The 26,231-nt window shown below is 41.3% G+C and carries 27 protein-coding genes and 1 other RNA gene; 17 read left to right on the top strand and 11 right to left on the bottom strand.

Features of this window, described 5'->3' with window-relative positions; translation table 11 throughout:
• Positions 1-8: 8 nt before the first annotated feature.
• The 4 genes from I595_RS15750 to I595_RS15735 form a co-directional block, all read right to left on the bottom strand.
• A complete protein-coding gene (locus I595_RS15750; protein ID WP_054560460.1) occupies positions 9-734 on the bottom strand; it encodes a head GIN domain-containing protein in 726 nt (241 codons plus the stop codon).
• 88 nt (positions 735-822) lie between these two features.
• The gene (locus tag I595_RS15745; RefSeq protein ID WP_054560413.1) at positions 823-1,923 is read right to left on the bottom strand and encodes a DUF4097 family beta strand repeat-containing protein; all 1,101 of its coding nucleotides are present in this window, start codon (positions 1,921-1,923) and stop codon (positions 823-825) included.
• Positions 1,904-2,467 carry a hypothetical protein gene (locus I595_RS15740; RefSeq protein WP_054560412.1) on the bottom strand — a complete coding sequence of 188 codons (564 nt, stop codon included), beginning with the start codon at positions 2,465-2,467 and terminating at the stop codon, positions 1,904-1,906. The genes I595_RS15745 and I595_RS15740 overlap by 20 nt, the downstream gene beginning before the upstream one ends.
• Positions 2,467-3,024, bottom strand: a complete 558-nt coding sequence (locus tag I595_RS15735) for an RNA polymerase sigma factor (protein WP_054560411.1) — start codon at positions 3,022-3,024, stop codon at positions 2,467-2,469. Before I595_RS15735 ends, I595_RS15740 begins: the two co-directional genes overlap by 1 nt.
• Positions 3,025-3,248: 224 nt before the next feature.
• Between I595_RS15735 and lon the strand changes: the two genes are divergently transcribed.
• A complete protein-coding gene (gene lon, locus I595_RS15730) occupies positions 3,249-5,699 on the top strand; it encodes an endopeptidase La (RefSeq protein WP_054560410.1) in 2,451 nt (816 codons plus the stop codon).
• Positions 5,700-5,822: 123 nt separating this feature from the next.
• The gene (gene cmk / locus I595_RS15725; protein WP_054560409.1) at positions 5,823-6,515 is read left to right on the top strand and encodes a (d)CMP kinase; all 693 of its coding nucleotides are present in this window, start codon (positions 5,823-5,825) and stop codon (positions 6,513-6,515) included.
• A 57-nt stretch (positions 6,516-6,572) separates the two neighbouring features.
• On the opposite strand, the gene I595_RS15720 is transcribed toward cmk, so the two are convergent.
• Positions 6,573-6,953 (bottom strand): LysM peptidoglycan-binding domain-containing protein, encoded by a 381-nt coding sequence (locus I595_RS15720; RefSeq protein ID WP_054560408.1) that lies wholly within the window; start codon positions 6,951-6,953, stop codon positions 6,573-6,575.
• Positions 6,954-7,217: 264 nt separating this feature from the next.
• Between I595_RS15720 and rpsA the strand changes: the two genes are divergently transcribed.
• The 8 genes from rpsA to ppk1 all read left to right on the top strand — a co-directional run bounded on the left by rpsA (position 7,218) and on the right by ppk1 (position 15,181).
• A complete protein-coding gene (gene rpsA, locus I595_RS15715) occupies positions 7,218-9,086 on the top strand; it encodes a 30S ribosomal protein S1 (RefSeq protein ID WP_054560407.1) in 1,869 nt (622 codons plus the stop codon).
• Between the two features lie 101 nt (positions 9,087-9,187).
• Positions 9,188-9,727, top strand: coding sequence for a bifunctional pyr operon transcriptional regulator/uracil phosphoribosyltransferase PyrR (pyrR, locus tag I595_RS15710; protein ID WP_054560406.1), 540 nt, complete (start codon positions 9,188-9,190; stop codon positions 9,725-9,727).
• Between the two features lie 3 nt (positions 9,728-9,730).
• On the top strand, positions 9,731-10,657 hold the full coding sequence (locus I595_RS15705) for an aspartate carbamoyltransferase catalytic subunit (RefSeq protein ID WP_054560405.1): 927 nt from the start codon (positions 9,731-9,733) through the stop codon (positions 10,655-10,657).
• A 2-nt stretch (positions 10,658-10,659) separates the two neighbouring features.
• A complete protein-coding gene (locus I595_RS15700; RefSeq protein WP_054560404.1) occupies positions 10,660-10,992 on the top strand; it encodes a hypothetical protein in 333 nt (110 codons plus the stop codon).
• A complete protein-coding gene (locus I595_RS15695) occupies positions 10,989-11,894 on the top strand; it encodes a ribonuclease Z (RefSeq protein ID WP_054560403.1) in 906 nt (301 codons plus the stop codon). The genes I595_RS15700 and I595_RS15695 overlap by 4 nt, the downstream gene beginning before the upstream one ends.
• A 65-nt stretch (positions 11,895-11,959) precedes the next feature.
• The gene (pdxH, locus tag I595_RS15690) at positions 11,960-12,607 is read left to right on the top strand and encodes a pyridoxamine 5'-phosphate oxidase (RefSeq protein WP_054560402.1); all 648 of its coding nucleotides are present in this window, start codon (positions 11,960-11,962) and stop codon (positions 12,605-12,607) included.
• 3 nt (positions 12,608-12,610) lie between these two features.
• The gene (locus tag I595_RS15685) at positions 12,611-13,099 is read left to right on the top strand and encodes a SixA phosphatase family protein (protein ID WP_054560401.1); all 489 of its coding nucleotides are present in this window, start codon (positions 12,611-12,613) and stop codon (positions 13,097-13,099) included.
• 3 nt (positions 13,100-13,102) lie between these two features.
• Positions 13,103-15,181, top strand: coding sequence for a polyphosphate kinase 1 (gene ppk1 / locus I595_RS15680; RefSeq protein WP_054560400.1), 2,079 nt, complete (start codon positions 13,103-13,105; stop codon positions 15,179-15,181).
• A 31-nt stretch (positions 15,182-15,212) separates the two neighbouring features.
• Here the strand turns inward: ppk1 and I595_RS15675 are convergent, their stop codons facing one another.
• Positions 15,213-15,794: a MiaE family protein gene (locus I595_RS15675; protein WP_054560459.1), complete on the bottom strand. Its 582-nt coding sequence runs from the start codon at positions 15,792-15,794 to the stop codon at positions 15,213-15,215.
• Positions 15,795-15,799: 5 nt separating this feature from the next.
• On the bottom strand, positions 15,800-17,527 hold the full coding sequence (gene dnaX, locus I595_RS15670) for a DNA polymerase III subunit gamma/tau (RefSeq protein ID WP_054560399.1): 1,728 nt from the start codon (positions 17,525-17,527) through the stop codon (positions 15,800-15,802).
• Positions 17,528-17,686: 159 nt separating this feature from the next.
• On the opposite strand from dnaX, the gene rnpB reads away from it, so the two are divergent.
• Positions 17,687-18,026: RNase P RNA component class A (rnpB, locus tag I595_RS15990), an RNA gene on the top strand.
• 148 nt (positions 18,027-18,174) lie between these two features.
• On the opposite strand, the gene I595_RS15665 is transcribed toward rnpB, so the two are convergent.
• From I595_RS15665 to I595_RS15650, 4 genes are all read right to left on the bottom strand, one after another.
• The gene (locus I595_RS15665) at positions 18,175-18,738 is read right to left on the bottom strand and encodes a lipocalin family protein (RefSeq protein ID WP_054560398.1); all 564 of its coding nucleotides are present in this window, start codon (positions 18,736-18,738) and stop codon (positions 18,175-18,177) included.
• A gap of 69 nt (positions 18,739-18,807) precedes the next feature.
• Positions 18,808-19,350, bottom strand: a complete 543-nt coding sequence (locus I595_RS15660; protein WP_054560397.1) for an RsmD family RNA methyltransferase — start codon at positions 19,348-19,350, stop codon at positions 18,808-18,810.
• A 4-nt stretch (positions 19,351-19,354) separates the two neighbouring features.
• Positions 19,355-20,176 carry a DUF3822 family protein gene (locus I595_RS15655; protein ID WP_083467645.1) on the bottom strand — a complete coding sequence of 274 codons (822 nt, stop codon included), beginning with the start codon at positions 20,174-20,176 and terminating at the stop codon, positions 19,355-19,357.
• Positions 20,157-20,804, bottom strand: a complete 648-nt coding sequence (locus I595_RS15650) for a hypothetical protein (protein ID WP_054560396.1) — start codon at positions 20,802-20,804, stop codon at positions 20,157-20,159. The genes I595_RS15655 and I595_RS15650 overlap by 20 nt, the downstream gene beginning before the upstream one ends.
• A 103-nt stretch (positions 20,805-20,907) precedes the next feature.
• On the opposite strand from I595_RS15650, the gene I595_RS15645 reads away from it, so the two are divergent.
• The 6 genes from I595_RS15645 (at position 20,908) to I595_RS15620 (ending at position 26,097) form a co-directional block, all read left to right on the top strand.
• Positions 20,908-22,341, top strand: a complete 1,434-nt coding sequence (locus I595_RS15645; protein WP_054560395.1) for an ATP-dependent DNA helicase — start codon at positions 20,908-20,910, stop codon at positions 22,339-22,341.
• 33 nt (positions 22,342-22,374) lie between these two features.
• Positions 22,375-22,941: a DUF4126 domain-containing protein gene (locus tag I595_RS15640; RefSeq protein WP_054560394.1), complete on the top strand. Its 567-nt coding sequence runs from the start codon at positions 22,375-22,377 to the stop codon at positions 22,939-22,941.
• A gap of 38 nt (positions 22,942-22,979) precedes the next feature.
• Positions 22,980-23,693: a 3-deoxy-manno-octulosonate cytidylyltransferase gene (gene kdsB / locus I595_RS15635; RefSeq protein WP_172675966.1), complete on the top strand. Its 714-nt coding sequence runs from the start codon at positions 22,980-22,982 to the stop codon at positions 23,691-23,693.
• Complete coding sequence (locus tag I595_RS15630; RefSeq protein WP_054560392.1) at positions 23,684-24,388, top strand: HAD family hydrolase; 705 nt, start codon at positions 23,684-23,686, stop codon at positions 24,386-24,388. The genes kdsB and I595_RS15630 overlap by 10 nt, the downstream gene beginning before the upstream one ends.
• Positions 24,389-24,456: 68 nt before the next feature.
• Positions 24,457-25,512 carry an iron-containing alcohol dehydrogenase family protein gene (locus tag I595_RS15625; protein WP_083467647.1) on the top strand — a complete coding sequence of 352 codons (1,056 nt, stop codon included), beginning with the start codon at positions 24,457-24,459 and terminating at the stop codon, positions 25,510-25,512.
• A 39-nt stretch (positions 25,513-25,551) separates the two neighbouring features.
• Positions 25,552-26,097 carry a 1-acyl-sn-glycerol-3-phosphate acyltransferase gene (locus I595_RS15620; protein WP_054560390.1) on the top strand — a complete coding sequence of 182 codons (546 nt, stop codon included), beginning with the start codon at positions 25,552-25,554 and terminating at the stop codon, positions 26,095-26,097.
• The last annotated feature ends 134 nt before the right edge of the window (positions 26,098-26,231 follow it).

Genomic DNA, 26,231 nt, shown 5'->3' with positions numbered 1-26,231 from the left:
CATCATTTTTAATAGGCCTCTATATCCCCAGATCCTGCGGTTTTGGAATCTACTTTTCTTGGGGAGCCTTTATAGGTGATATCCCCAGAACCGGAAACCCGCGCCTTAAGCATGTCTTTGGCCGTTACCTTAATATCGGCGGAGCCAGAAACCTGGGCGTTTACATTTTCCGCTTCCAATGCATAGGCATTGATGTCGCCAGAACCAGAGACAGATACGTCAAAATTAACTGCTGTGCCTGAAAGATTAATGTCACCTGAGCCAGATAGGGACGCCGCTACATTAGTGGCCTCAATGGCTAGGGATATATCCCCAGAGCCAGAAATACTGGTTTCAAAATTGTTTGCTTTAATAACGGTATTGGTGGTCACATCACCAGAGCCAGAGAGGGAAACCATACGCACAGATTCAATGGGTACGGTCACGTAAATTCCTGAATTCCAATTGGAGGGCTTCAAATTTACACCCTTGGAGGTTTTAATGGTCAATTTGCCATCTTTTACTTCGGTTTTAATATATTCCAGCAAGTTTTCTTCCCCTTTGATGCTAATGTCGCCCTCTGGTCCAGAAACCAATTCAACATCAAACCATCCGGAGACAGCTATAGCATCATATTCCCCCACGGTACGTTCTATGGTAACCGTTTTGCCATTTCCTTTAATACGCTTGCCCCATTGTGCATTGGTAGCTACCAAAAATAAGAGGGCTATCGTAATCGTTAGTTTTGTTCTCATAATGTTCATTTTTTTTAGATTAAAGTTTATTATTAATTTGCAATAGAAAGCATGGGTGTAGTTTTGCGTTTCAGGCGGACATGCATTACTATTCAACGCGTTCAAATGTAATTCCGCCGTACTCGCTTGTAATGGTAATGCTGTTTCCAGAACCCTCTTTCCCGTAGAATCCTTTGTAGTACTTATCTCCTGACTTTTCTTTACTGATATTAACTGTAAACTCTTCTTTTCCTTTTACCCCGGCATATTCCGTTGTAATTTCGAAATCAAAATTGTGGTTGCTTTGGTAACCAATCCGGATGCCCGTGTAATCTGATCTTATGCTTACATCACCCGCCTGTTCCGTAAGCTCAGCAATTTTTATGGAACCATAATCCGCCGTAAGGCTTATATCGCCATAAACCTTTCCCAATTTTAGACCAAAATAGTCCCCATTGCCAGATACGTTTTGGACACTTTCAATGGTCATGGACCCGTAATCCGATGTAAAGCTGAGGTCTGCCATTTCCTTAACTGTTCCATTGCTATAATCTGCAGTTACTTTTAGGTCTCCTGATTTTTCTATGGTGAAACTGGAATAGTCTGCTATGATGCTGGCACTTTCAATATAGTCAAATGTAGAGCGCGAAGTATAGTCAAAACGCAGTTCATTGTTACGTCCGCGAAGCTCTCCAATATCCATTTTTCCATAGTCACAACTTATTTTGGCGTGTCCGTCTATTCGGTCCAAAAAAATACTGCCATAATCATTACTTAAATCTACACTGCCTTTTATAGGTAGTTTAATGGTATAGTTTACTTGGACGTTTACATTGTTGTTTTTGCCCCATCCCCAGTTCCAACTTCTGTTGCGTTGCCCAAATCTGGTTATGGCCGAGACCATAGTGGCGCTATTCTCAAAATCTACATCAATTTCGGATAGGCGATCAATTACCTTGTCTTCATTGTTTCCGTTTGCTTTAATATGTACTTCTATGGATATTTTATCTTGGTTCCAAGAGGTGATGTTCAAATTACCATAACTGTTTTTTACTTTCAACAGTCCTGTCGCGGAGCTGTTAAATTCCTTCTTAATTGTTTTCTCTTTGGTATGTTTTCCTTTAAATTCTCCTTCATTGGGCATGGCAGAAGCCACCATGGTCATTAAAGTGAGGCATAGGGTAATGCTTTTAGATAATATCATTCTCATTGTTTTTCTTTTTATAATTTTTTATTCTGTCTATGGTTTGCAACACCTCCTGTAAAAGATCAATTCTTGTTTGGTAATTGATGATCATGGCATTTAGAATAAGTTTACTGTCTCCACCGCCAATCAAATCTTTTTCTAACTTTTCATAATCCTTTTTTAATTGTCCTAATTGGTTGAGCGCATCGAGCACCAATTTTTCAGTTTCTGGAGACTTTTCATTCTTCAACAATTGTACTTGTTCCTCAATAAGGCCCGCAAAATAAAACTGTGTTTTTGAAGCTTCAGGTGATATATCTACCATACGTTGCTCGCGGTTGGTAGGTATAGCTATAAATGTAAAGCCCAAAACGGCCATTACTACTATACTTGCCGCTACGGTAAGCGGTTTCCACCAGCTTTTGTTTTTTTTACCCAAAGCCACTGTACCTGCGGACTTGTTCAGCTTTTCTAAGAAGCGTTGTTGATGGCCATCGGCTGGATGCCCCAGGTCAAATTCGCCCTTAAGCCTCTCAAAAAGTGTTGTTATGGTATCCTTTTGCTTCATCACAATACGTTGATTAATTTTTTTCTTAGACTCGTCTTTGCCCTAGAGATCATCGTTCTACAGTTGGCATAACTTATATCCATAATTTGTCCAATTTCCTCATAATCATACCCTTCTATTAAATGTAAGGTCAAAGAAATTCTGTAATTGTCTTTTAAACTATTCATGGTATCCATCACTTTTTGAGCCTTCAGTTCTGTAAAACCATGGTCTTCTAGCCCAATTCCGTCATTGTCCTTGACCTTGTATACAACATCTTCAATGGCAACTGCACTGTTTTTCTGCTGTTTTCTATAGTGGTAAATGCTGTTGTTGATGACTATTTTTTTTAACCATGCCCCAAAGGAAACCTCTCCTTTGAAGGTGTGCAGTTTTGTAAATGCATTTAAAAATGATTCTTGCATAATATCCTCGGCCTCTGCGGTATGCTTTACAATTCTTAATGCAGTATTGTACATGGCCTTGTAATATTGATTGTACAATGCCAATTGTGCACTTGGTTTTCCTTGTAAGCATGCCTCCACTAGGGATTCTGTATGTTCACTTTTTTGGCTCAAAAAGTTGTTTGGTTTAGGGAATAGATGACCCAAATTACAATTTGTTACACTTTTCTTCTTTTATTTAATCCATGGCGTGGCACAGCTATTGCACTATGGGAACGCAACCAGGGTAAGAGTGTAGCTGTTTTAGCTTGTTTAGACGGTTTTACTGGGTGCTAAAGTGAAAATTGATTCTTACGGATGTGTGTCCGTAAATGACAGAATGACCGAATAATAAAAATATGGGAAGTTTAAAATTTGGAAATATTGACAATATGTCCTTACAGGGAATTGATGAAGATGCGGAATTGATTCCATTGCTAACACCGGAGGATGAGGAAGAGATGAACAAGGAAAGCTTACCGGAGACCATCCCGATTTTGCCCTTAAGAAATACGGTTTTATTTCCAGGGGTGGTCATACCTATTACCGCTGGGAGGGATAAATCCATTAACCTTATAAAGGATGCCAACAATGGCAATAAGACCATTGGCGTAGTCTCCCAAAAGGATGAAGAGATAGAGAATCCCCGTGTTAAAGACATCCATACCACGGGAACCGTGGCGAGAATTCTTAGGGTATTGCAGATGCCAGATGGGAATACCACCGTTATTATCCAAGGGAAAAAAAGATTTGAAGTTGCAGAGGTACTCACAGAGGAACCCTATATGACGGCTACCATAAGGGAGGCAGAGGAAAAACGACCTGATAAGGATGATGAAGAATTTTTGGCCATCATAGACAGCATCAAAGAGTTGGCCTATAAAATCATAAAAGACAATCCAAATATTCCCACGGAGGCCACCTTCGCCATTAAAAATATCCAAAGCAATTCGTTTTTAATCAATTTCGTATCATCCAACCTAAACTTGGGGATGACAGAAAAACAACATTTATTGGAAGTTCCAGATTTGCAGGAACGTGCCTTGGCCACTTTAAAATACATGAATTTAGAACTCCAAAAGTTGGAGCTAAAAAATGATATCCAATCCAAGGTTCGTTCAGATATGGACCAGCAGCAACGGGAGTATTTTCTTCACCAGCAAATGAAGACCATACAAGAGGAGCTGGGCGGCCTGTCCTATGAAGAAGAAGTGGATGAAATGCGGGTGAAGGCCAAAAAGAAAAAATGGTCCAAAAAAGTAAGGGAACATTTTGAAAAAGAATTGGCCAAAATGCAGCGCATGAACCCGCAGGTGGCAGAATACTCCATTCAGCGTAATTATCTGGACCTATTTTTGGAATTGCCATGGGAGTTGTTTTCCAAGGATAAGTTTGATTTAAAAAGGGCACAGCGCATTTTGGACCGTGACCATTATGGTTTAGAGGAGGTAAAAAGACGAATTATTGAATATTTGGCAGTTCTAAAATTGCGCAATGATATGAAGTCCCCCATTTTGTGTCTGTACGGACCTCCAGGGGTTGGTAAAACCTCATTGGGCAAATCTGTTGCAGAGGCCTTGGGGCGCGAATATGTAAGGATTTCATTGGGAGGGTTGCGAGATGAGGCCGAAATAAGGGGGCATAGAAAAACCTACATTGGCGCCATGCCTGGGCGAATTATCCAAAGCCTGAAAAAGGCTGGGACATCTAACCCTGTTTTTATTCTGGATGAAATAGACAAACTCTCCAATAGCCATCAGGGTGATCCCTCTTCTGCCATGCTAGAGGTTTTGGATCCAGAACAAAATAGTGAGTTCTATGATAATTTCCTGGAAATGGGCTATGACCTTTCGAAGGTCATGTTCATAGCCACGGCCAATAATCTTGGAGCCATACAACCTGCGCTTCGGGACCGTATGGAAATTATTAACGTAACTGGCTATACCATAGAGGAAAAGGTTGAAATTGCCAAAAAACACCTTTTGCCCAAGCAATTAACAGAGCATGGCCTTACCGCTAAGGATCTTAAAATTGGAAAACTCCAATTGGAGAAAATAGTAGAGGGTTACACACGGGAATCCGGTGTACGTGGACTGGAAAAGCAGATTGCCAAAATGGTACGTTATGCTGCGAAGAATATTGCAATGGAGGAGTCGTATGACATTAAGGTGACCAATGACCATGTGGAAAAAGTCCTTGGACCTGCAAGAATGGAACGTGACAAATATGAGAACAATGATGTTGCGGGGGTGGTCACGGGATTGGCCTGGACCAGTGTTGGCGGTGATATCCTATTTATAGAATCCATATTATCAAAAGGCAAGGGAAGCCTAAATATCACGGGGAATTTGGGCAAGGTGATGAAAGAGTCCGCAACCATTGCCATGGAGTACATAAAATCCAATGCAGATTTGTTCAACATTAACCCAGAGGTTTTTGAGAAGTACAATGTACATATCCATGTACCAGAGGGGGCAACGCCTAAAGATGGCCCCAGTGCAGGGATAACCATGCTGACCTCGCTGGTATCCCTCTTTACCCAAAGAAAGGTAAAAAAGAGCGTGGCTATGACAGGGGAAATCACCTTACGTGGCAAAGTGCTTCCAGTTGGCGGTGTCAAGGAAAAAATTCTTGCGGCAAAACGTGCCAAAATCAAGGAAATCATCCTTTGTAAAGAGAATCTTAAGGACATTCAGGAAATCAAGGCAGATTATCTAAAAGGCCTTGTATTCCATTATGTCAGCGATATGAGCGAGGTTATTGATTTGGCCATCACAAAACAAAAAGTAAAAAACGCTAAAAAATTGTAGCCTTGAAGCTTAATTTTGGACGTTGTGTTGCTGGGCGAAAAGGTTATGGAAATTGTCCTAGCGTAAAGCGTATTGATGAAAAGCCAGCGACTACCGCTAAGCAAATTTAGCTACCTTTGGACTATGCACAAGATTACCATTGCCATTGATGGCTTTTCTTCTACTGGTAAAAGTACTATTGCAAAACAGTTGGCAGCTGCCCTAGGTTATATTTATGTGGATACGGGTGCTATGTACCGGGCTGTCACTTTGTATGCACTGCATCATGGGTTGATTTCAGAAGATGGATTTAAGGCATCTGAGCTATGCTTAAAGTTGAAAGACATTCAGCTTGGTTTTCTGCCTAATGAACAAACAGGTCGCTCAGATATGTTGCTGAACGGGAAAAATGTAGAAACGGAAATCCGTACCATGCAAGTTTCCAGATTTGTGAGCCAAGTTGCCACAGTAAAGGCAGTGAGGGAAAAATTGGTGGCCATACAACAAGAAATGGGCAAGGCCAAAGGCATTGTAATGGACGGACGTGATATAGGAACAGTGGTCTTCCCCCATGCGGAGCTGAAACTATTTATGACCGCCTCAGCGGATGCCAGGGCCACCAGAAGGTACAGGGAGCTGTTAGAGCGTGGAGATAACATCACTTATGGAGAAGTATTGGAAAATGTTCAAAAGAGGGATTACATAGACTCAAATAGAGAAGAGTCCCCATTACGTAGAGCCGATGACGCCATTTTGTTTGACAACAGTGACATGGGTTTAAAAGAGCAGTTTGAGCGGATTTATAATTTGGCCATACGGATTATAGAGAAGCTTTAATCAAAAAAAATCCGCAGTTTATTGCGGATTTTAATTTTGATTTCTTTAGCCTATGTTTTAGAGGTTGGGAATTACCAACTCTTGGTCCGGATGAATCACATCTGGATTCTTCAAGATATTAGTGTTGGCATCAAAGATTTTGGTATATTTCATAGGGTCACCATAGTAGTGCTTGGCAATCTTGCTTAGAGACTCCCCGCTTTTTACAGTATGTCTGTGGTAGACGGAATCATCAGAAACGGAAATATTAGCCTTGATGTCTGCAGCGCTCTCTCCACCAATTTCCTTTATTTTATCCCAAAGTACATTTTTAACGTAAGGCGTATTGGCCTCACCTTTTATTTTAAGAACCCCACCATCCTCGGTAACGTCTCCGTTTTTGATTCCCAACTGTTGCCCAAGGTCAAGCACCGCCTGATATTTAGCTTTTACACTCATACTCCTTATTTATTATTAGTTATTTGTTAAAATTAGGACACAAGATAAGTAAATAAGTCACATAACATCAAGTAATGGTAGCACTGTTTTTGGGTCCTGACAGCAAAAACAACAATACTTTGTAAAACAGATATTTAATTGTATTTTTGCACTCCTTTTTTAACGAAGGCAAGAGAAAAAAAGGAACAAAAGAAAACAATAACAACTTTTACGGTAATCGTTTGGCTCTTGTGCATCCCGTGAAATACAAATTTTAATCAGCAGATGGCTGAAGAACAAAAACCAGCTGAGGCGGCAGAAACCGTTACAGCAACAACAGAAGCTACCGAAACACTTCAAGAGGTAGTAGAAACCAAAAAAGAAACCCCTAAACAAGATCCAAAGGAATTTTTGGAAAATTTTGATTGGGATAAGTACGAAGAGGGTATTGAACGTGTGGACGATACCAAATTGAAGGAGTTTGAATCCTTGGTGGAAGAAAACTTTGTAGACACTGCCGATGCAGAGGTGGTAGAAGGTCACGTTGTGCACATGACGGACCGTGAGGCCATTATTGACATCAATGCAAAGTCAGAGGGCGTAATTTCTTTGAACGAATTTAGATACAATCCAGATTTAAAAGTTGGTGATAAAGTAGAGGTGCTTATTGATATTAGGGAAGATAAAACCGGTCAATTGGTACTCTCGCACAGGAAAGCAAGGACCATCATGGCTTGGGATCGCGTAAATGCGGCCCATGACAAGGAGGAAATTGTAACCGGTTTTGTAAAATGCAGAACCAAAGGTGGGATGATCGTAGACGTATTTGGTATTGAGGCTTTCTTGCCCGGTTCACAAATTGATGTGAAGCCCATACGTGATTATGACCAGTACGTGGGTAAAACCATGGAATTTAAAGTAGTCAAAATCAACCACGAGTTCAAAAACGTTGTGGTTTCCCATAAAGCCCTTATTGAGGCGGATATTGAGGAGCAGAAAAAGGAGATCATTGGCCAATTGGAAAAAGGTCAGGTACTGGAAGGTGTTGTAAAGAACATTACCTCTTATGGAGTGTTTATAGACCTTGGTGGTGTAGACGGTCTTATCCACATTACGGATTTGAGCTGGAGCAGAATCAACCACCCGAACGAGGTTGTGGAACTAGACCAAAAAATGAACGTTGTAATTCTTGATTTTGATGATAACAAATCCAGAATACAGCTAGGTCTTAAGCAACTAGAAAAGCACCCATGGGATGCCCTTGGCGATGAAATTAAAATAGGGGACAAGGTAAAAGGTAAAGTAGTCGTAATTGCAGATTATGGAGCGTTTATAGAAGTGGCTGAAGGTGTGGAAGGCCTAATCCACGTTTCCGAGATGTCGTGGTCTACGCATCTGCGTTCTGCCCAAGATTTTGTAAAAGTGGGTGACGAGGTTGAAGCCGTTGTCCTGACCTTGGATAGGGAAGACAGAAAAATGTCCCTTGGTATTAAGCAGTTAACGCCAGACCCATGGACAGATATTACATCTAAGTATCCTGTTGGTTCCAGACATAAAGGTATCGTAAGGAACTTTACCAACTTTGGTGTTTTTGTTGAAATGGAAGAGGGCATTGATGGCCTTATCTATATTTCCGATCTTTCTTGGACCAAGAAAATCAAGCATCCATCTGAGTTTGTAAATGTGAGCGACACCTTGGAAGTTGAGGTCCTGGAGTTGGATGTTGATGGTAGAAAATTAAGCCTTGGACACAAGCAGACCACGGAGAATCCTTGGGATAAATACGAAACTGAGTTTGCTGAAGGTACCATACACAAAGCAGCTGTTTCCGATATCGTGGACAAAGGTGCTACCGTAATGTTCAATGAGGATATCACTGGCTTTATTCCATCAAGACACATGGAAAAAGAGGATGGTAAGAAAATCACCAAAGGTGAAGAGGTAGAATTCAAGGTCATTGAGTTCAACAAGGACTTTAAGCGCGTAGTGGCCAGTCATACGGCTATTTTTAGGGAGCAAGAAGAGCGCAACGTACGCACCGCCAAAAAGAAAATGGCGGCCTCTGCGGATGAGGCGGCCCCAACTTTGGGAGATGCAAATTCCCAGTTACAAGCATTGAAGGATAAAATGGAAGCAGACGCCAAGAAAAAGTAGTTTGTTGACCATAGTGAATATGAGAGCCCTTGGAATCCCCAAGGGCTTTTCTTTTATATCTATTTGCGTATTTTTGTACACTGAATACGGCAAACGGTTCTATGGGTCAACGCGTACTACTATCTTCCAAGGAAATTCACATTATCTTACATCGCTTGGCTTGCCAATTGTTGGAGCGGCACCTAGACTTTTCCAAAACGGTTTTAATTGGTATTCAACCCAGGGGTACTTTTTTGGCCGAACGGCTGACGGAAATATTGCAGAAGGATTACGGGGTGAAACAGGTAAAATTGGGTTTGCTGGACATTACCTTCTATCGGGACGATTTTAGACGGGGAGATAAAACCCTAGAGGCAAACAAAACTAAGATAGATTTTCTGGTGGAGGACAAGAAGGTTGTCTTTATTGATGATGTACTGTACACAGGAAGAAGCATACGGGCAGCGCTTACCGCCATACAATCTTTTGGAAGACCGGATGAGATAGAGCTACTCACCCTAATTGACAGAAGGTTTAGCAGACATCTTCCTATCCAGCCAAATTATAGGGGTAGGCAAGTGGATGCCATCAATGGGGAAAGGGTAAAAGTGATGTGGAAAGAAAATGATGGGGAGGATACCGTATATTTAATTAGTGAATAGCATATGAGCCAACTGAGCGTCAATCATTTATTAGGTATCAAGTACATAAACAAGCAGGATATTGACCTCATCTTTGAAACGGCGGACCATTTTAAAGAAGTCATTAACCGTTCCATCAAGAAGGTACCCACTTTACGTGATATTACCATTGCCAATATTTTTTTTGAAAACAGCACCCGTACCCGCCTATCTTTTGAATTGGCAGAAAAAAGACTTTCTGCAGATGTGGTCAACTTTTCGGCTGGCCAGTCCTCAGTAAAGAAGGGTGAGACCTTAATAGATACGGTAAACAATATCCTTTCCATGAAGGTGGATATGGTGGTGATGAGGCATCCCAATCCCGGGGCTGGCATTTTTCTTTCCAAGCACGTGAATGCCTCCATTATCAATGCGGGAGACGGTGCACATGAACATCCAACCCAAGCCTTATTGGATTCCTACTCCATTCGTGAAAAATTGGGGGATGTAAAAGGTAAAAACGTGGTAATTGTGGGAGATATTTTACACTCCAGGGTAGCCTTGTCCAACATCTTTGCCTTAAGATTACAAGGAGCGAACGTTAAAGTGTGCGGCCCTAAAACCTTGATTCCAAAATATATAGAAAGCTTGGGGGTAGGCGTGGAGACCAATCTGGTAAAGGCGCTGGAATGGTGCCATGTGGCCAATATGCTTCGGGTGCAAAATGAGCGTATGGACATCAGTTACTTTCCCTCTACCAGGGAATACACACAACAGTTTGGAATTAATAAAAAACTATTGGATAGCATCAATAAGGACATCATTATTATGCATCCAGGACCTATTAACCGTGGAGTGGAGATTACCTCGGATGTTGCAGATTCCGATCAGTCCGTGATTTTAAACCAAGTAGAGAATGGTGTTGCCATCCGTATGGCTGTTATCTATCTGCTGGCCTCCAAAATAAAGTAGCCATGATTTTTGATAAAGAAGGGAGTACCACTACTATTTTTCAAGAAGACAATGACCTTAGAGCGTTCATTGCCAATTTCAATCAATCTTATGAGCGGATAAAAGCAGACCATATTATCGTTAATTTATTTTCTTTTGATAGTCTTACTGCTAACGATATGCTTGAATTTCTTGAGATATCAAACACCCATAGGTCCGCAAATAAGTCTTTTGTATTGGTAACGGATAAAGTGACCTATGATGAGGTGCCGGAGGAAATTTGTGTAGTACCCACCATCCAAGAAGCCAAGGACATTATTGAAATGGAAGAAATAGAGCGGGATTTAGGCTTATGAAGTTAACCATACTCGGTTGTTACGCCGCAACGCCAAGATCACTGTCCAATCCAACCTCCCAGGTGTTGGAGATTAAAAACCATATGTTTTTAATAGATTGTGGTGAGGGGACGCAATTGCAATTAAGAAAACATAAAATTAAGTTTTCCAGGATTCATCATATTTTTATCTCGCATCTTCACGGTGATCATTTTTTTGGTCTCCCGGGACTGGTCTCCACGTTTAGATTATTGGGAAGAAAACAGGATTTGCATATTTATGGGCCAAAGGGAATAAAGGAAGCCATAACCTTATTGTTAAAGCTAGGCGATTCATGGACCAACTATAACCTGTACTTTCATGAACTTACGTCAACTTCATCAGAGATGGTATATGAAGATGACAAGGTTACCGTGGAGACCATTCCGTTATCCCATAGGATTTACACCAATGGGTTTTTGTTCCGTGAGAAAAAAGCACTTAGAAACTTGGATATCCAAGCGGTAAATGCATATGGCATAGATAAAAGCCAGTTGCGAAATATAAAAAAAGGGAAAGACGCCCAAAGCAGTAGCGGGGAAGTAGTAGATAACACCCTTCTTACGTTTGACCCACCCAAACCTAAAAGCTATGCGTTTTGCAGTGATACCGCTTTCAAAGAGGATATGGTGCCCTTGATAAAAGATGTTGACGTGCTTTATCACGAATCCACTTTTTTGGATTCTGAGGAAGGCCTTTGCCAGAAAACCAAGCACAGTACTGCCAAACAGGCTGCCACGATAGCGAAAATGGCCAATGCATCACACTTGATTCTAGGCCACTATTCTACCCGTTACAAATCTTTGGCACTTTTTAAACAAGAAGCAGAAACCATTTTTGATGAGGTTTCACTCGCAGAAGACGGTAAAGTTTTTGAGCTTTAATTATACCCAAGGTATTTCTATATCTTCTTTCTTTTGCAGAACTTTGTTTATATACTAGAAATGCTATGCAAAAAGATTTAAGTGACTACAGAAAGTCTTATGACAAGAGCCAACTGTTGGAATCTGTGATTGATGAAAATCCCATGCAGCAATTTCAAAAATGGTTCTATGAGGTGGAGGGCGCTGGTGGAATTGATGAGGCCAATGCCATGACCGTATCTACCATTGGTCTGGACGGGTTTCCAAAGAGTAGGGTAGTCCTTATGAAAAAATATACCCATGAAGGCTTTGTCTTTTATACCAATTATGAAAGTGAAAAGGGTAAGGCCATTGCGCAACACCCAGAGGTGTGCCTCTCCTTTTTTTGGCCCAATATGGAAAGACAGGTAATTATAAAAGGGAAAGCGGAAAAAATAGCGCCAAACCTTTCTGATGGCTATTTTGAGTCCAGGCCTGTTGGGAGTCAGTTAGGCGCCATTGTATCTCAACAAAGTAAGGTGGTTGCATCGCGTGATGTTTTAACGGAACGTCTGCACGCCTTAGAAAAAAAATATGGGAATGGCCCGGTGCAACGTCCCGCAAATTGGGGCGGCTATTTGGTGCGCCCAATTTCACTGGAGTTTTGGCAAGGACGCCCCAACCGATTGCATGATCGGATTCGCTATTCTTTAATGCCCGACTATAATTGGAAAATTGAACGTTTACAGCCGTAATCGATGACAAAGACCATTACATTTATAAGGCATGCAAAATCGTCTTGGGAATATCAGGTTTCTGATAAGAACAGACCATTGAAGGAACGCGGTATTTCTGATGCCATTTTAGTGGCCAAAGCATTGAATCAGCTTGGCGGTACCATAGATTTTGCATGGTCCAGTCCCGCTAACAGGGCACTGCATACGGCAATGATTGTTCTTGGAGGGGTTGGGTACGATTTTAAAAAGTTTCAAGTTTCCAATACCCTCTATGATTTTTCTGGAGAGGATGTACTTGGCTTTATCAGGTCTTTGCATAATGGCCTGGACCATGTGCTTTTATTTGGGCATAACCATGCCTTTACATCACTTGTGAATACGCTTGGAGATACTTATATTTCCAATGTGCCCACAGCCGGGTTGGTTAGGATAGTGTTTAAAACCGATGACTGGTCAACCATCAACAAGGGAACCACACTAAAAACGATTTTTCCAAAAGAATTAAAGTAGTTTATGTCAAAGCCAAAAAACGAATATATCAATAGGGAAATTAGCTGGTTGCACTTTAATGATAGGGTGTTGCAAGAAAGCGCGGATAAAAGGGTTCCGTTAATTGAGCGCTTACGTTTCCTTGGAATCTTTAGCAATAACTTGGATGAATTCTTTAAGGTGAGATACGCCACGGTAAAGCGTATCGTGGACGCAGGGAGGTCTGGTAAGAGCGTCTTGGGGGGTGAAGTTGCGAAGGATTTATTGGAGGAAATCACAAAAAATGTCATTCAACTGCAGGCCAAGAGTGGTAAAATTTTAACCGAAATTGAAGAAGAACTAGAGAAGGAGAACATCTTTTTGATCAATGAGACCGAGGTAAGCGAGTCTCAAACCGAATTTGTATCGGACTATTTTTACAAACAGGTTAACCCACAGTTAATCACCATTATCCTTAACAATCTAGCCAAGTTTCCCAAACTAAAGGACACCGCTGCCTATTTGGCCGTACGGATGGTTTTAAAGGGTGAGGATAAATTTGGCATCACTGAAAAGGGAATACAATATGCCCTGATTGAAATTCCTAAAAAACTAAAACGTTTTGTGGTGTTGCCACCGGAAGATGGTAAGAACTATATTATGATGGTTGATGATGTTATCCGTTTTTGTATGGACCGGATTTTCAGCATGTTTGAATATGCAGAGATTTCTTCCCATATGATTAAAATAACCAGGGACGCGGAGCTGGATATGGATAATGACCTGAGCAAGAGTTTTATAGAAAAGATATCGTCCAGTGTTGACAATCGTAAACATAGTGATCCGGTTAGGTTTGTATATGATAAGAGCATTAAAATGGATACCCTTCGGTTTTTGAAGGATAAGATGGGGATTGAGGAAACGGACAGTGTCATACCCGGGGGTAGGTACCATAACCGCAGGGACTATATGGGGTTTCCCAGTTTGGGACGCGATGATTTGCAATATGATAAGATCACAGCCCTGCCCGTAAAGGATTTTAATCTTAACGGTAGTATCTTGGAGCAGATTGCCCAGCGGGACTATATGATTTATACCCCCTACCAAACGTTTTCCTATGTCATTAATTTTTTAAAGGAGGCGGCCTTGGACCCCAAAGTCAGAAAAATAAAACTGACCGTTTACAGGTTGGCCAATAACTCCCAGGTAGCTGCGGCTTTGATCAATGCGGCAAAGAACGGAAAAGAGGTTACTGTCCAAATAGAGCTGCAGGCAAGGTTTGATGAACAGGCCAATATCAAATACGCTAACCAATTTCAAGAAGAAGGGATTAAGCTCATCTTTGGGATACCCGGACTTAAAGTACATACCAAGGTCTGCTTTGTGGAACGGGAAGAGGACCAAGGCTTAAAAAGATACGGTTTTATAAGTACGGGTAACTTTAATGAGTCTACGGCCAAAATCTATACGGATTATACCCTGTTCACTGCCCATGCAGAGATTTTAAAGGATGTAAACCGGGTATTCGACTTTTTTGAGGTGCCCTATCAGATAACCAAGTATAAGCACCTTATCGTTTCTCCACACTATACAAAAACCGTTTTCACCAAACTAATTGATACGGAGATAGCCAATGCCAAAAATGGCCTTCCCGCCTATATCAAAATAAAGATGAACAGTTTTACCTCTTACAAGATGGTGGACAAGCTTTATGAGGCAAGTAGGGCAGGGGTGAAGATACAAATGATTATCAGGGGCATTTGTTGCTTGGTGCCCGGAGTTCCGGGCATGAGCGAGAATATTGAGGCCATTAGTGTGGTGGATAAGTTTCTTGAACATCCACGTGTTTTCATTTTTGGTAACAATGACAACCCTAAAGTGTACATTTCCTCAGCAGATTGGATGACACGTAATATTGATTACCGTGTAGAAGTAGGTTGTCCTATTTATGACGAAGGCATCAAACAGGAGGTGTTGGATGGTTTTTCCATTTCTTGGCGGGACAATGTAAAGGGGCGTGTCTTTTCGGACAAGCATGACAACGCTTACAAATTGGACAACCTTCCCAAGTTGCGTTCCCAGTTTGCACTCTACGATTATTACAAAGAGAAATTAGAGGGCTAAATTTAAGTGGAGGCCAGTTTAAAAACTTCCTTTAGCCATGAATGGTTTCCTTTTGGCCCAAATCTTTCATGATTTTAGCTTCATAGGTTAAAAGGTTTTGCCATTTTTGGTCAACTTCCGAGCGGTTCCCGTACTGTCGAGCAAATTTCAGGAACATGGTATAATGCCCTGCTTCGCTGATCATCAACTTGCGATAAAAGGTTGCCAGTTTTTTATCTTCCAGTTGCTCTGAGAGCAACCTAAAACGCTCACAACTTCTAGCCTCTATCAATGCTGCATACAACAAGCGATGTACTAACTGGGTAGTGCGGCTACCTCCCTTTGGAAAAAATTTGAGCAGTGCAATAACGTATTCGTCCTTTCTGTCCCTTCCTAAGGTACCACCTCGCTCTAAAATTAGATCGTGTACCATTTTAAAATGTCCCATTTCCTCTCTGGAAAGTGCGATCATTTCCTTTATCAGTTCCGTATATTCAGGAAAGGAAACAATCAATGAAATGGCTGTGCTTGCCGCCTTTTGCTCGCAATACGCATGATCTGTTAAAATTTCATCAATATTTTTTTCAACAATATTTACCCATCTTGGATCCGTAGGTAGTTTAAGTCCTAACATCATGTTTAAAAATCTAAGTCAAATTCTTTTCTCAAAAGTTCTATGGCCGGATTTTTATCCTTTAACTTTTGGTATTTTTCCTCTGGAGTAAAAGCAAACTTTTTTGCTGCCTCTTCGTTTACCGTAATCTGGAGCGTAATGGAATGGTTGTTTAATTGCTCTTTTAAATAGTTGAGCATTAGGCTCTGTTCCCGTTCTACCTCCTTTTTCATGGTAGTGTTGGGCAGTTCTATGGCAATAACAAAGTCTTCTTTAAGTTTGGGAACATCTGCCTGTAGGTTTGCAGCCAATATTTTTTTTCCTTTATCCTCCAAGATTTGCACAAAATCTGTCCATAAGCGCCTCATTTCGTTTTCCTTAAAAGGAGTCTTTGGTAGTTCTTTTGGGTTTTCAAGCGGCTTTTTAGCCTGTTCGTGCTCTTTTTTTGCCCTTAAGCTAGATAAGGATAATCCAGAAACACGTTCAGGTCTATTTTTGAGTTCTATTTTTTTTACGGGTTTAGCGGGGAGTTGAATGTTAGCACCAGATGTTTTAGGTATTTCCAGTGGCTTGGGTTCCTCTGGCGCAACGTTCAAGGTCGTTTCATCCGTTATGGCGTATGTTGTTGTACTTTGGAAGGGTTGCCCCTTAAAGTGGGTAGCAGGTATTAAGAAATCAGGCTTTTTTTTTTCCGATGTTTCAAAACCCAAGGAGGCGAGTTTCATCAATGTAAGTTCTACAAGCAATCGTTGGTTTTTACTTGTCTTGTATTTTAAATCACAATCGTTGGCCAATTCCAGGGCCTTTACCAAAAAGGCCCGATCTACTTTCTTGGCCTGGTCTAGGTATTGTTGTTTTGTTTGTTCCCCAAGCTCTAATAGCGAAATGGTTTGTGGGTATTGACAAACGGTTAAATCCCTAAAATGGGAAGCTAGTCCTGCAATAAAATGATGGCCATCAAACCCAAGTGCTAAGGTGCTGTTGAGTAATACCAGCAATTGTGGGATATCATGTTCCAGGATATAATCCGTGGTCTTAAAATATACCTCATAATCAAGCACATTTAAGTTTTCTGTAACCGCTTGCCTGGTCAATGACTTACCCGCAAAGCTGACCACCCGGTCAAAAATGGACAGGGCATCCCGCATGGCGCCGTCTGCTTTTTGGGCAATGATATGCAAAGCGTCATCTTCTGCCTCTATGCCTTGTTCCTGGGCGATATATTTTAAATATTCGGCAGCATCCGTTACAGTAATTCTTTTAAAATCAAATATTTGACACCTGGAGAGAATGGTAGGGATAATTTTGTGCTTCTCCGTGGTGGCCAGGATAAAAATGGCATGTTTTGGAGGTTCTTCCAAGGTTTTTAAAAATGCATTAAAGGCTGCTTGGGAAAGCATGTGGACCTCATCAATAATGTATACTTTAAATTTCCCAACCTGCGGTGGAATGCGCACTTGGTCTGTAAGGTTTCTGATATCGTCCACCGAGTTATTGGATGCTGCATCAAGTTCAAAAATATTGAAGGCAAAGTCCTCATCTTGGTTTTGTTGTCCATCTTGATTGATTTCCTTGGCCAATATCCTTGCACATGTGGTTTTACCAACCCCTCTGGGCCCACAAAATAGCAAGGCTTGTGCCAGATGGTTTTGGCTAATCGCGTTTTCTAGGGTGTCCGTAATGGATTTTTGCCCCACAACATCCTTAAAGGTCTGTGGGCGATACTTTCTTGCCGATACAACGAAGGGTTCCAATCAATTCCAGTTTATGGTACAAAGATAAAAAAGAGCGTTTGTCGTTCGTGGACTCATGCCTCAATCCATGGGAGTAGTTATTAACAATTGGAGTACCTTTGTTTAGCAGATGTTCTTATCGCTATGTTTTGAACTTGTTTTAGCATTTTTTTGATTCTGGTTTTCAGACGCATTGGAAGCTGAGTTTAAGTTTAGGATATAGAGGAAAGTCCGGACACCATAGTGCGGCATAGCGGGTAACTCCCGTCACCATACTTTTTTAGGTATGGGCGGACAAGTGCAACAGAAAGCAAGTACAGTTAGGCTGTAGTGAAATCAGGTAAACTCTATGTGGTGAAACGTCATGTAAACCAATGCCCTGATGATTCAGGATAGGGCGGCACGTCCAAGTTGGAGGGTAGGCGGCTAGAGCCATTGGGCAACCAATGGTCCAGATAAATGATAAGACGGTTCACTTAGGTGAATGGAACAGAATCCGGCTTATGGTCTGCTATAAAACACAAAGCCGAACTTTGGTTCGGCTTTGTTCTTATTGCTTATTTTTAAATAAATTGCGGTAGTTTAACAAGTTCAAGGGTTAGAAACCATGAAATAATGCCATTGCACGGCAGAAAATCTGTTAGGAGGTTTTTCCCTGTTTTGGGTCTTTAGTTGCGCGTCAACACTATTTCGGCGTCAATAGTGGTGGCTACGGTGATTCCCTCCTCCTCAACGGTAGTCTCCAAGGTTTGGGTCATGACCAAATTTCCGTTGCTGTCAAAAACGATATTGAGTGCTTGGTCACCGGTAAATTCACCTAATTCCAGCTCAGAGGATGCCAAATCAAATAATTCCCCACCAAATTCAATGCTACCGTTGGATAGGCTGTAGGTTCCTGTTTCCGAAGCGTCGGTGATGGTCTGTCTATCCGTGTCTATGGGCAGTCCGTTTACCGTTCCTGTTGTCACAATATCGTAACTGCCTTCAGCGGTATAGGTGTTTTCAGTAAAAACAACCGTATAGTCAAAATTTTCACCAACGCTCCTAGTATTACTGCTTATTGGCAAATTGGCAAAGCTAGACGTTAGGTTCACATCCGCTTCAAGCGCACTTAAGGACCATGTCCCAACAATGGACTCTGGATTAACAGCGGCAGTAGTGTCCTCATCGTTATCACAGGATATGAACGTAGCGATGAGGCAAGTAAGTAGTAAGTATTTTAGGGGTTTCATAAGATATTTGTTTGGTAAAATAACGTGCTACCCGATAAAAAAGTGTGGCGAAAGCGTTAAAATATGGGTTTAATCTAGCTCCTGAAAAAAGCTGAAAATACTACTGCCATATTTACGTTGAACGTGGAAGTGTTTTAAATGCTCTAAGTTCATACGGTCTGCATGCTCAATAATCAATAATCCATCTTTTTGGAGGCGGTTGTGTTCAAAAACCAGTTCTGGAATTTTTGAGAAAACGGAAACATCAAGATGATAAGGAGGGTCTGCAAAAATGATATCGAAACGCTCCCTTGTTCTCTCCAAGTATTTAAAGCAATCCATCCGCTTAACGTTAATGTCCAAATCCAAGGCTTTTGAAGTCTTAATGATAAATGAGGCACAAGGGGCACTAGCGTCTACCGCTGTGATGTCCTTTGTCCCCCTAGACCCAAATTCATAACTAATATTCCCCGTGCCAGCGAACATGTCCAATACCTTTACATCTTCAAAGCGGTACCTGTTGTTAAGGATGTTGAAAAGGCCTTCCTTGGCCATATCCGTTGTGGGCCGGACCGGTAATTTTTTTGGCGCAATGATTCGCTTACCGCGATTTTTTCCTGATATAATCCGCATAGGGTTAACTGAGCAATGTTAGGTCAATGCTACCTGTACCGTTAGGTTTTGAACTAAATAAAAGGTTTTTGGGCTCAAAGACCTGAACTTTCCTAAAATAGGTGTAACAGATGTCAAATATGACATCGTCCTCTTCTACAAGGCCAAAGAGTTTTAGTTTTACTTCTTCTACGTCCAATTGCAGTTGTTCGTATACAAAAAGGAGGTAATACAGGACATCTTCCTTGGTGGTATACTGAAACTGGTTGTACAATTGCAGTTTTTTTTGTTGGTACACCGCGATTTCAAAATTGCGTTCGGAAAAATGGGCATAACAGACTGTGCCATGACCTTTCTGATGTTTTGCCAATGTCTCCAATAATTCAGTGCTTAAATGTTTAAACTGGAACACTCCAAAAAGGTCAAAAATAAAGTTGTTAATGTTAGTAAAGGGCACGTAAACTGTAGACAGTTCTGCATTGGATACGCTATCAAAAACTACCTCATCGTTGGCCAACAGTTTACCGTTGAATTTTAGGTAATTGGGTAATTCATCCTCATTAAATAAGGCATTTGGCACATGGCAGAACATATCATTGTCATGAATGACCGTAGTTTCAATACCCTTTAACGTGTCAATTCCGTGCTTCGCTAAAAGTGCTTGTAGCGATTTTAAGACCAGGTAAGGTGTTTTGGACGTTTTAAATTGTTCGCCATCAGTAAGCAATACCTTGTTTAGAATGGTATCGATGATAAAAAAAGAAAGTCCATTCAAACTACATTGAATGGACAGTCTAATCTGTTTTTCTTTTGCTAGTGCGGCAATATTAATCGTTTTTTCGGTCATATATCGGTGGCCAATTACCATTGGTGCTAACATCGGTCAAAGAACCTACTTTAATAACGTCCCCGTTAACTTCTTCTACACTAACATGCGCATTCTCACGGGCCAAAAGGTCTTTAGGTTGGTCATAGAGAACAACACTTTTCTTTACCTTGGCTTCAAATACCGGTGCCCTATACCCACTTTTCTCTATAATATCCGCCTTTAACTCAAAGGTTTCCCCATTTTGTGCATAAGGCACTTCCATCATGCTCTTGTAGCGGTCATCGTTTTTAAACAGGGAATCCTTCACCTTCACAAAACCTAAGGTATCAATGATTATGGTGTCCTTTTGCAGTTCTATTTGGTAAACCTTATCAAATCTCATAAAAGAGGAATCCCGTTGTTGGGTAATGGTATAGTTCCCGGTGTCCACAAACTTGATGAGCGAGTTAAAACTCCCGGCATACCTTCCGTTAACGGATTTATAAGCTTCTTGTGAATCCCTAATATCCTTTAATTTGGCAATTACTTCGGAAAAACGTTCCTTTCTAACCTTATTGAACTCTATGGGGGCATTTACAGATTGGTAAATAAGATAAGCTAAAAAAATACAGGCAATCCAAAGTACAATTTGTATAACGGTCTTCATTTTCTACAGCGTTAAATTAGTTTTAGTGGTTAAGACAAATCTACAATTTTTTTTTAATCACGAAAGTTTTTGTCCTAAAAATGATAGCTATATTTGGGGGTCTATGTCCCAGTTGAACAGCCATGATTTTTACCGTCTTCTGGTAGCGAAGTTCCCACATGAACCTACGTTGCTCCAGGACAGAACATTGCAAGAGTTTGCTGCGTTCTCCCTTTCCACGTCCAAAGAGCGTTTATTCCTATTAAAAGGATACGCGGGTACGGGTAAAACCACCATCATTGGTGCGTTGGTGAAGCAGTTGTGGAACGTTAAAATGAAAGCTGTATTACTAGCCCCTACGGGCAGGGCCGCAAAGGTGATGTCCAATTATGCAGGAACTACCGCCTTTACCATTCACAAGAAAATTTATTTTCCCAAAAAACAAGGTAGTGGAGGGGTAACCTTTGTTTTGGCCCCAAACAAGCACAGGAACACCTTGTTTATTGTCGATGAGGCTTCTATGATTCCCGATAGCCCCTCGGATTCCAAATTGTTTGAGAATGGCTCATTGTTGGATGATTTAATATTTTATGTGTATTCCGGACATGGCTGTAAATTGGTGCTCATAGGGGACACGGCCCAATTACCTCCAGTAAAATTGGATGTAAGCCCTGCCCTTGAAGAAGATAAACTGTCCTTAACCTATAATAAGGAGGTGACCGTTATAGCGTTGGATGAAGTAATGCGCCAAGCAGCCACTTCCGGGATTTTGTACAATGCCACTAATCTGCGAGAGCAATTGGAACAAAACTATTTTGAGGATTTCAAGTTTCGGTTACAGGATTTTAAGGATATCGTAAGGCTTATCGATGGAAATGAAATCCAAGCCGCTATTGATGAAGCCTATAGCCAGTATGGCAAAGAAGAAACTGCCATTATAGTGCGTTCCAATAAAAGGGCCAACCTTTATAATGAAAACATCCGGCAGCGAATTCTGTTTTTGGACCATGAAATAGCAGTGGGCGATTTTATGATGGTAGTCAAAAACAATTATTTTTGGCTTAAACCTACCTCAGAAGCAGGATTTATAGCCAACGGTGACATTATTGAAGTACTGGAACTTTTTGCCATCAAGGAACTCTACGGTTTTAGGTTTGCAGAGGTAAAAGTGCAAATGGTGGACTACCCCAACCAAAAACCTTTTGAAACGGTGTTGTTGTTGGATACCATTAAAGCAGAAACCCCCTCTTTGCCGTATGAAGACGGAAACAGACTGTATCAAGAAGTTTCCAAAGACTATGCGCATGAAAAGTCCAAGTACAAACAATTTATGGGAGTAAAGAACAATGCCTACTTTAACGCCCTGCAAGTAAAGTTTTCTTATGCCATAACTTGCCATAAGTCGCAAGGGGGGCAGTGGCAAACGGTTTTTGTGGAGCAACCTTATTTGCGGGACGGTATCAATAAAGATTACCTAAGATGGCTGTATACCGCTGTGACCAGGGCAAAAGACAAGCTGTATTTAATTGGGTTCAAAGATGATTTTTTTCTTGAATAGTAATCCCGTATTTTTAAACAAAAGGATTTTATAATGACAGCCGAAACGATCATCAGTATTTTTCTTGGAATAGGGCTTGCAGCCTCTGCTGGTTTTAGGGTGTTTTTGCCGTTATTTGCATTGAGTCTTGCGGCCTATTTGAATGTTTGGGAGCTAAATGATAGTTGGACTTGGATAGGCAGTATTGCGGCACTTTTGACCCTTGGTGTCGCTACCTTGGTAGAAATTTTCGCTTATTTTATTCCATGGGTGGATAATGCATTGGACAGTATTGCCCTACCCTTGGCGGCCATCGCGGGAACAGCGGTAATGGTGTCCACCGTTGCAGATTTAGACCCGGTGATTACGTGGGCGTTGGCCATAATTGCCGGTGGAGGCACGGCAACCGCCATAAAAGGGGCAAACGCGGCGGGTAGGCTAACCTCCAGTGCCACCACAGGTGGTTTGGCAAACCCTATTGTCTCTACCGTAGAGACGGGAACGGCCGTAGCTGTTTCAACGGCATCCATACTTGTGCCTCCAATAGCCATCATATTGGTGATTATTATTTTGGTGGTCATTTTCAGAATTTATAGACGCTTAAGACCAAGAACCAAATAAACCAACTATAAAACCAGGTTCCCGTGAAAATAATATCCATGATTCCAGCCCGGTACCAAGCTTCCCGTTTTCCTGCAAAATTGATGCAGGATTTAAATGGTAAACCAGTGATTCTCAGAACTTATGAAGCCGTGATGAAGACGGGTCTTTTTGATGATGTTGTGGTTGTTACGGATAGCCCTGTTATCTATGATTTAATTCGTGAGAACAACGGAAATGCCATGATGAGCAAAAATCAACATGAAAGCGGTAGCGATCGCATTGCAGAAGCCGTTGAAGACCTGGATGTTGACATAGCCATTAACGTGCAGGGCGATGAGCCTTTTATAGACCATGTAAGTCTGGAACGCATTATTAAAGTTTTTTATGAGGATGAGGCCGGTGAAATAGATTTAGCCTCCTTAATGACACCCATTACCGACTGGGAAGAAATTAATAATCCCAATACGGTTAAGGTCATCGTGGACCACCGTAATTTTGCACTTTACTTTTCCCGCTCGCCCATCCCATTTCCAAGGGATAAGAATGCGGGGGCAACCTATTACAAACACAAAGGAATCTATGCCTTTAGAAAAAGGGCACTGGCAGATTTTAAACAGTTGCTAATGAGACCGTTGGAAGCGACGGAAAAGATAGAGGCGATCAGGTTTTTGGAATATGGAAAAAAGATTAAAATGGTGGAAACCCATGTGACAGGTATAGAAATTGATACCCCGGAAGATTTAGAGCGGGCCAAGAAAGCATGGAAGTAGATTTTAGCCATATTAAAGTCGTAGGTTTTGATGCCGATGATACCCTGTGGGTCAACGAAACCTACTTCAGGGAAACCGAGGAAAAGTTTGCAGCACTTTTAGAGGGCTATGAAACCAAGAATAAGATCGATCAGGAGTTGTTTAAAACAGAGATAGAAAATCTGGAGCTTTATGGTTATGGTATCAAAGGCTTTATGTTATCCATGATAGAATCCGCTTTGGACTTATCCAACGGAAATGTCCCTAGTTCAACCCTGATGAAAATTTTGGATATGGGCAAACAAATGATTGCCCATCCGGTAGAAGTGTTGCCAGGGGTCGAAGAAGTGCTTACGGCATTGATGCCCAAGTATAGACTCATTGTTTTGACCAAGGGAGATTTGTTAGATCAGGAACGCAAACTTGAGAAATCTGGGCTAAAACGGTTTTTTAACCATGTAGAGGTGTTGAGTGACAAGAAAGAAGGAAATTATAGGGGTTTGTTAAATAACCTACAGATTAAGTTGGATGAATTTTTGATGGTAGGGAATTCCCTTAAGTCAGATGTTATACCTTTAATCAATATAGGCGCTAAAGCGGTGCATGTCCCTTTTCATACCACCTGGGCCCATGAAATGGTGCATAAAAAAGCCATGGAATCCACAGCGTATTTGGAGTTAAGGGGTATAAAGGAACTGTTGATGTATTTAAAATGAGTATGAAGGAGTTGTCTAATGCTAAAAAAAGAGTACTGAAAAATAAAACAGAATTTAGAAATTTTCCCATGGTACCCCGCGTTGTCTACGGTCGCGGTAGTTTTGACCAATTGGCTGATATTCTTTTGCCCAAAAGAAAAAACTCCGATGCACCTTTTATTTTTTTGGTGGACGACTTTTTTCAAGATAAAACCTTGGTCACTAGAATTCCATGGCTGTTCAACGACCAAATTATTTTTGTTTCCGCCAATGAGGAACCCAAAACGGAACAAGTAGATGCCTTGGTCCATAAAATACGACAAGATTTTGATGAGCAACCCTCAGGGGTCGTAGGCATAGGCGGTGGTTCCTTATTGGACCTTGCAAAGGCCGTTGCCGTGATGCTGGGCAACCAAGGAAGGGCAGAAAATTTTCAAGGCTGGGATTTGGTAGGTAGGCCAAGTTTATACCATGTAGGTGTTCCTACCATTAGTGGAACCGGTGCAGAAGTGTCAAGGACCGCAGTGCTTTCCGGTCCCCAAAAGAAGCTTGGCATCAACTCGGATTATACCACCTTTGACCAAGTGGTACTAGATCCTGATTTTTTGGGAAGCGTTCCAAAACAACAATGGTTTTATACGGGCATGGATTGTTTTATCCACTGTGTGGAATCACTCCAGGGTACGTATTTAAATGCATTTAGCCAGAGCTACGGTGAAAAAGCGTTCGATTTATGTCAAGACGTATTTTTGGGAGATTTGCCAAAAAAGGATGCGGAGGAAAAATTAATGATGGCCTCTTGGCATGGGGGTATGAGCATTGCCTATTCCCAGGTAGGCGTGGCACACGCCATGAGTTACGGACTATCCCATGTGTTGGGTATCAAACACGGATTGGGCAATTGTCTTGTGTTCCAACATTTAAATGCTTTTTATCCCGATGGGGTTACCCTGTTCAAGCAGATGTTGAAAAAGCATCTAATTGTCCTACCAACCGGAATATGTGTTCAACTTTCCGATGATCAACTGGATGAAATGGTCCACATAGCCCTTGCCATGGATCCCTTATGGGAAAATGCCCTTGGCCCCAAATGGAAAGAACGTGTTAAAGTGGAAGAGCTCAAGGAAATATACCTTAAAATTTAATCTAAACCTTCTCTAATTGGAGTTGGAAAACCTTACGACATGTTCCATTACCTGGCCAGATTCATATATTTCAACATTTTGGGTTGGAACCTACAAGGCACATTCCCAGATCAGGACAAATATGTGGTCATCGTAGTGCCACATACCCATTGGATGGATTTTTTTATTGGCTTGTTGGTGCGTGCCATATCCAAGAAACAGATTAATTATGTTGGTAAGAAAAGTCTTTTTAAACCCCCATTTGGATGGTTTTTTAGAATGACAGGAGGAGCCCCTGTAGACAGAAAAAAAAACTCCAATGTTGTGGACAATGTCGTCCAAATTTTTAAAGAGCGCGAAAAATTTAGGTTATGCCTGGCCCCAGAAGGGACAAGAAAAAAAGTAACTGAACTAAAAACAGGCTTTTATTACATTGCCAAAAAGGCAGAAGTACCCATTGTAATGGTTGCCTTTGATTTTTCAAAAAAACAAGTTACCGTAGCGGAACCTTTTTTTACCACAGATAACCTGCAGGCCGATTTTAATAAGATTACCAGCCATTTTAAGGGTGTTAAAGGAAAGGTAACGGAGCATAGTTTTGGGTGATTCTACTCGCTTTTTTCAAGCCCCTACTGTAAATAATCAGTCGATTTAAATATTTTTAAAGGCTGTTTACTAGGTCTAAACAAGAAGTACCCAGCATCCTCGCAGAAGATATCATCAAGTTTTACTCAACGGTT

Origin of the sequence: Croceitalea dokdonensis DOKDO 023 (assembly GCF_001306415.1) — a bacterium.
Classification (GTDB): domain Bacteria; phylum Bacteroidota; class Bacteroidia; order Flavobacteriales; family Flavobacteriaceae; genus Croceitalea; species Croceitalea dokdonensis.
The sequence above is the reverse complement of the archived record's forward strand: the minus strand, read 5'-3'. Positions and strand labels throughout refer to the sequence as shown.

What these genes read in the sequence shown, in the direction of transcription:
- I595_RS15620 (WP_054560390.1), top strand. Translation starts at nt 25,552, where the DNA reads ATGTTCCATTACCTGGCCAGATTCATATATTTCAACATTTTGGGTTGG.
- cmk (WP_054560409.1), top strand. Translation starts at nt 5,823, where the DNA reads ATGCACAAGATTACCATTGCCATTGATGGCTTTTCTTCTACTGGTAAA.
- pdxH (WP_054560402.1), top strand. Translation starts at nt 11,960, where the DNA reads ATGCAAAAAGATTTAAGTGACTACAGAAAGTCTTATGACAAGAGCCAA.
- I595_RS15750 (WP_054560460.1), bottom strand. Translation starts at nt 734, where the DNA reads ATGAGAACAAAACTAACGATTACGATAGCCCTCTTATTTTTGGTAGCT.
- I595_RS15685 (WP_054560401.1), top strand. Translation starts at nt 12,611, where the DNA reads ATGACAAAGACCATTACATTTATAAGGCATGCAAAATCGTCTTGGGAA.
- I595_RS15665 (WP_054560398.1), bottom strand. Translation starts at nt 18,738, where the DNA reads ATGAAACCCCTAAAATACTTACTACTTACTTGCCTCATCGCTACGTTC.
- I595_RS15700 (WP_054560404.1), top strand. Translation starts at nt 10,660, where the DNA reads ATGATTTTTGATAAAGAAGGGAGTACCACTACTATTTTTCAAGAAGAC.
- I595_RS15650 (WP_054560396.1), bottom strand. Translation starts at nt 20,804, where the DNA reads ATGAAGACCGTTATACAAATTGTACTTTGGATTGCCTGTATTTTTTTA.
- I595_RS15745 (WP_054560413.1), bottom strand. Translation starts at nt 1,923, where the DNA reads ATGAGAATGATATTATCTAAAAGCATTACCCTATGCCTCACTTTAATG.
- I595_RS15740 (WP_054560412.1), bottom strand. Translation starts at nt 2,467, where the DNA reads ATGAAGCAAAAGGATACCATAACAACACTTTTTGAGAGGCTTAAGGGC.
- I595_RS15645 (WP_054560395.1), top strand. Translation starts at nt 20,908, where the DNA reads ATGTCCCAGTTGAACAGCCATGATTTTTACCGTCTTCTGGTAGCGAAG.
- I595_RS15655 (WP_083467645.1), bottom strand. Translation starts at nt 20,176, where the DNA reads ATGACCGAAAAAACGATTAATATTGCCGCACTAGCAAAAGAAAAACAG.
- I595_RS15625 (WP_083467647.1), top strand. Translation starts at nt 24,457, where the DNA reads ATGGTACCCCGCGTTGTCTACGGTCGCGGTAGTTTTGACCAATTGGCT.
- I595_RS15640 (WP_054560394.1), top strand. Translation starts at nt 22,375, where the DNA reads ATGACAGCCGAAACGATCATCAGTATTTTTCTTGGAATAGGGCTTGCA.
- I595_RS15675 (WP_054560459.1), bottom strand. Translation starts at nt 15,794, where the DNA reads ATGTTAGGACTTAAACTACCTACGGATCCAAGATGGGTAAATATTGTT.
- lon (WP_054560410.1), top strand. Translation starts at nt 3,249, where the DNA reads ATGGGAAGTTTAAAATTTGGAAATATTGACAATATGTCCTTACAGGGA.
- I595_RS15695 (WP_054560403.1), top strand. Translation starts at nt 10,989, where the DNA reads ATGAAGTTAACCATACTCGGTTGTTACGCCGCAACGCCAAGATCACTG.
- I595_RS15720 (WP_054560408.1), bottom strand. Translation starts at nt 6,953, where the DNA reads ATGAGTGTAAAAGCTAAATATCAGGCGGTGCTTGACCTTGGGCAACAG.
- pyrR (WP_054560406.1), top strand. Translation starts at nt 9,188, where the DNA reads ATGGGTCAACGCGTACTACTATCTTCCAAGGAAATTCACATTATCTTA.
- ppk1 (WP_054560400.1), top strand. Translation starts at nt 13,103, where the DNA reads ATGTCAAAGCCAAAAAACGAATATATCAATAGGGAAATTAGCTGGTTG.
- I595_RS15630 (WP_054560392.1), top strand. Translation starts at nt 23,684, where the DNA reads ATGGAAGTAGATTTTAGCCATATTAAAGTCGTAGGTTTTGATGCCGAT.
- rpsA (WP_054560407.1), top strand. Translation starts at nt 7,218, where the DNA reads ATGGCTGAAGAACAAAAACCAGCTGAGGCGGCAGAAACCGTTACAGCA.
- I595_RS15660 (WP_054560397.1), bottom strand. Translation starts at nt 19,350, where the DNA reads ATGCGGATTATATCAGGAAAAAATCGCGGTAAGCGAATCATTGCGCCA.
- I595_RS15705 (WP_054560405.1), top strand. Translation starts at nt 9,731, where the DNA reads ATGAGCCAACTGAGCGTCAATCATTTATTAGGTATCAAGTACATAAAC.
- kdsB (WP_172675966.1), top strand. Translation starts at nt 22,980, where the DNA reads ATGATTCCAGCCCGGTACCAAGCTTCCCGTTTTCCTGCAAAATTGATG.